This is a genomic window from Streptomyces sp. NRRL F-4489 (assembly GCF_001509485.1).
Taxonomy (GTDB): Bacteria; Actinomycetota; Actinomycetes; order Streptomycetales; family Streptomycetaceae; genus Streptomyces.
Window position 1 is genome coordinate 1 of the sequence record NZ_LLZI01000109.1, and the last position, 4,496, is coordinate 4,496.

Annotated in this window: 4 protein-coding genes; all 4 read left to right on the forward strand. The window is 74.4% G+C overall.

Features of this window, described 5'->3' with window-relative positions; all coding sequences use genetic code 11:
• Positions 1 to 220 precede the first annotated feature (220 nt).
• Positions 221 to 880: a class I SAM-dependent methyltransferase gene (locus ADL22_RS10480; protein ID WP_066976116.1), complete on the forward strand. Its 660-nt coding sequence runs from the start codon at positions 221 to 223 to the stop codon at positions 878 to 880.
• A 35-nt stretch (positions 881 to 915) separates the two neighbouring features.
• Entirely contained in the window at positions 916 to 1,860 is a 945-nt protein-coding gene (locus tag ADL22_RS10485; protein ID WP_079064007.1) for an N-acetylmuramoyl-L-alanine amidase, read from the forward strand.
• Between the two features lie 261 nt (positions 1,861 to 2,121).
• A complete protein-coding gene (locus tag ADL22_RS10490; RefSeq protein ID WP_079064008.1) occupies positions 2,122 to 2,928 on the forward strand; it encodes a DUF5336 domain-containing protein in 807 nt (268 codons plus the stop codon).
• A gap of 181 nt (positions 2,929 to 3,109) precedes the next feature.
• Positions 3,110 to 4,120, forward strand: a complete 1,011-nt coding sequence (locus ADL22_RS10495; RefSeq protein WP_066976121.1) for an LLM class F420-dependent oxidoreductase — start codon at positions 3,110 to 3,112, stop codon at positions 4,118 to 4,120.
• Positions 4,121 to 4,496 lie beyond the last annotated feature (376 nt).

Genomic DNA, 4,496 nt, shown 5'->3' on the forward strand with positions numbered 1-4,496 from the left:
GCTTCCGTTCCGGCGGTTTCCGGCTTACCCGCTTACCGGCTTTGCGTGTTACCGGCGGGCGGCCGTCTCTTCGTTCCGCCGGCTGTTCGCGGCCCGCCCATACGGCACGATGAACAGCGACCGCGACCGCGCCCACGACACACGACACACGACACACGACCGCGATTGCCACCGGCCACGGCCGAAGCCCGCCACCAGGGCCGACCCCCAGGAGGAACCCATGACCGCCCCCACGGCCCCGACCGCGCCCCGGCCGGAGATCCTCGCCGCGTTCGAGGCGGCGAAGGGCTTCATGCCGGTGGACGAGGGCCTCGCCCTGTACGCGGCGGCCGCCGAGGCGGCCGGGCTGGGGCTGCCGCTGGTGGAGATCGGCACCTACTGCGGCCGTTCCACGCTCCTGCTGGCCGAGGCGGCGCGGGCGGCCGGGGTGACCGCCGTCACCGTGGACCACCACCGGGGCAGCGAGGAGCAGCAGCCGGGCTGGGAGTACCACGATCCGGAGGTGGTCGATCCGGTCGTCGGGCGGATGGACACCCTGCCCGCGTTCCGCCGGACCCTGCACGCGGCGGGCCTGGAGGACCAGGTGATCGCCCTGGTGGGCCGTTCGCCGCGGATCGCGGCCCTGTGGCAGGCGCCGGCCGGGCTGGTGTTCATCGACGGCGGGCACACCGACGAGCACGCCACCGCCGATTACGAGGGCTGGGCCCCGCGCGTGGCGGACGGCGGGCTGCTGGTGATCCACGACGTCTTCCCGGACCCGGCGGACGGCGGCCAGGCGCCGTACCGGATCTACCGCCGGGCGCTCGATTCCGGGGCGTTCACCGAGGTCTCCGCGCACCGCTCGCTGCGGGTCCTGCGGCGGACCGGGGCCGGGATCTGAGCCGGTCGCGGCCGGCAGCTCGTAGCATCGCGCACGTGTCGAACAACGGCAGCACGTTCCCTCCGTACCGCCGCCGCCCGCGCGGCGCCCTGCTGATCACGCTGGCCCTGCTGGCCGTGGTCGCGGCGGCCGGCGCCGGCGCCCGGCTGCTCTGGCACCCGCCGGGCGGTAACCCGTCCCCGACCGGTGCCGCCGCGCCGGGATCACCGTCACCGGGGACGCCCGCGGCGGAGCCACCAGGGGGCGGCACGGCCCCGGCCCCCTCCCCCACCTCGCAGACCGGCCGCGGCACCGGCACCACCCCCGCCGGCCTCCGCGGAAAAACCATCCTCCTCGACCCGGGGCACAATCCCCACAACGCCGACCACACCCAGCAAATCGCCCGGCTCGTGGACATCGGCAACGACCGCAAGGAGTGCGACACCACCGGTACGGCCACCAACGGCGGTTACGCCGAGGCCGCGTTCACCCTGGACGTGGTGCGGCGGGCCCGGACGCTGCTGGAGGCGGCGGGCGCCAAGGTGGTGCTCACCCAGGACGGCGACCGGCCGTACGGGCCGTGCGTGGACGAGCGCGCGGCGGCGGGCAACGCGGCGCACGCGGACGCCGCGGTCTCGGTGCACGCGGACGGTTCGGCGCCCGGCAACCGCGGCTTCCACGTGATCCTCCCGGACCGGGTCACCGCGGGCGCGGCCGACACCGCGCCGATCACCGGGCCGTCGCGGGAGCTGGGCGAGCGGCTGGCCGCGGACTTCGCGGCGGCGACCGGAAGCGCCCGTTCCAACTACCTCGGCCACGGCACCGGTCTGGACGTCCGCGCGGATCTCGGCGGCCTCAACCTCTCCACCGTCCCCAAGGTGTTCATCGAATGCGGCAATATGCGCGATCCGCGGGATGCCGCGCAATTGACCGACCCCGCCTGGCGGGAAAAGGCGGCCCGCGGGATCACCAAGGGCATTACGGACTTCTTGACGCGCTGAACGAACTCCTCGTCCCGCTGAACGGACTTCCCCTCACAGGGAACGCACTTCCGGGACGGACTTGCGGGACGGACTTCTCCGACAGGCGACCGGAAGTGCGTCCGCGGGCGCGCCGATACTCCGGGACGGCCCACAGGTTCCGGCGATAGGTTCCCCTTTACGATGGGGGGCCATCGCCGTGCTACGCACCGCGCGCGCCAGTGACAGCGTCGACGCCCTCACCAGTCGACCAGGAACACGAAACCGACAAAGGACCTTTACGTGAACATCCGCTCCCTCAGTCGAGGCGATGGGGTGGTGATCGGAGCAGCGGTGCTGCTGCTGATCGCCTCGTTCCTCAGCCTCTACGCGTACGGCGACACGAACGCCTGGCAATCGCTGCACCTGCTGATGAGCGTCTACCTGGCCGGCGTCATCGCGGCCGCCCTGATCGTCACGGCGCGGGCGCTGCCGCAGCCGCGCAAGGTCGCCGGGCTGGAGCTCGGGCAGTTCGGGGTGGCGCTGTCCGTGTTCGCCGCCTGGACCGCGTTCTGGGCGATCATCGACAGCCACGGCGCGGGCGCGGGCCTGATCATCGGGCTGATCGCGGCACTGGCCCAGGCGGGCGCGGCGGTCGCCACCCCGCTCGTCCCGGCCCTGAAGGCCGCCCTGGTCGGCGCGCCGCGCCCGCAGGTCGCCGGCCCGTACGGCGCGGCCGGCGGCACCCAGGGCTACGGCTACCCGGGCGCGCAGCAGCCGGGCGGCTACGGCTACCCGGGCGCCCAGCAGCAGCCGGGCCAGACCCACGGCGGCCAGCCGGCCCCGGCCGGCGACTCCGGCGCCACGTCCGGCGGGGCGGCGGGGGCCACCGCCGCGGCCGGCGGCCCGGCGGACTTCGCCCCGTTCTGGTTCGCGGTGCCGGTGGCCCGCCCGCTGTACGGCGAGGACGGCGCGCCGGCGCCGATCGCCGAACTGGCGCCCGGCACGTGGTACCTCGCGGTGGAGCAGCGCGGCTCCGCGCTGATCGCGCAGACCCAGGACGGCCGGCGCGGCATCCTCCAGGACACCACCGGCATCCAGCGCGGCTGAGTCCTTTCCGCGCCCCGGTCAGCACCGAACGGCCCTCCGCTTCTCCGGCGGGGGGCCGTTGCCATGTCCACGACGCACCCGTACAGTGCGGTTCACCACGTGAGCTGACGGTACGTCAGGTAGTTGCCCCGGCACTGCCGCTGCCCTGCCTGCAACCGGCCGTCGGAGAAGGGCGGGCCCCATGCGACTCGGTCTGGCGCTCGGCTACTGGGGCCGCGGCCCCGACCCCCGCCACCTCGACCTCGCCCGCGAGGCCGAACGGCTCGGCTACCACTCGGTGTGGACCGCCGAGGCGTGGGGCTCGGACGCGTTCACCGCGCTCACCTGGATCGCCGCGCACACCACCCGCATCAAACTCGGCACCGGCATCGCGCAGATGGCCGCCCGCACCCCCACCGCCACCGCGATGCACGCCCTCACCCTCGACCACCTCTCCGGCGGGCGGCTGATGCTCGGCCTCGGACTGTCCGGGCCGCAGGTCGTAGAGGGCTGGTACGGCCGCCCGTTCCCCCGCAGCCCGCTGACCGCCACCCGGGAGTACGTGGCCGTCGTCCGCCAAGTCCTGCGCCGCGAACGCCCGGTGACCTGCGACGGCGACTACCACCCGCTCCCCTACGACGGCCCGGACGGCACCGGCCTCGGCAAACCGCTGAAGTCCATCACCCACCCCCGGCGCCCGGACCTGCCCGTCCTGCTCGGCGCCGAGGGGCCCCGCAACATCGCCCAGACCACCCGCATCGCGGACGGCTGGCTGCCGCTGTACTGGTCCCCGTACCGCACCGACGTCTACCGGGAGCCGCTGGCCGACGCCCCGGAGGGCTTCCTGATCGCGCCGATGGTCCGGGCGGCGGTCTGCGACGACGTGGCCGAGGGCCTGCTGCCGGTCAAGGCCATGCTCGGCTTCTACATCGGCGGCATGGGCCACGCGGCCCGGAACTTCCACGCCGACCTGATGGCACGCATGGGCTACGAGGACGAAGCCCGCCGCGTGCAGCGGCTCTTCCTCGACGGCCGCCGCGACGAGGCGGTGCGGGCCGTTCCCGACGCCTTCGCCGACGAGATCTCCCTCGTCGGCCCGGCCGCCCGCATCGCCGAACGGCTGGCCCTGTGGCGGGCCGGGCCGATCACGGACCTCCTGGTCACGGCGCCGGATCCGCGTACGTTGCGCACGCTGGCCTCCCTCTGCGCGTAGGTTGCCGCCCCACGTTGTTGGCTTTCCCGCCGTGCGGGGTCCTGTTTTGCGCCTTCGGCGCAATGGGGTCCGCTGCGCGGGGCTGGTCGGCCGCGGTGCCGGTCCGCTGCGCTTGGCTGGCTTCCCACGTTGTTGGCTGTCCCGCCGTGCGGGTGCCTGTTGCTTGCGCCTTCGGCGCATGGGGTCCGCTGCGCGGGGCTGGTCGGCAGCGGTGCCGGGCCGCTGCGCTTGGCTGGCTTCCCACGTTGTTGGCTGTCCCGCCGTGCGGGTGCCTGTCGCTTGCGCCTTCGGCGCATGGGGTCCGCTGCGCGGGGCTGGTCGGCAGCGGTGCCGGGCCTGCGGGGTGGGGGTGTGCCGGACTGCTTCGCTTTACGTC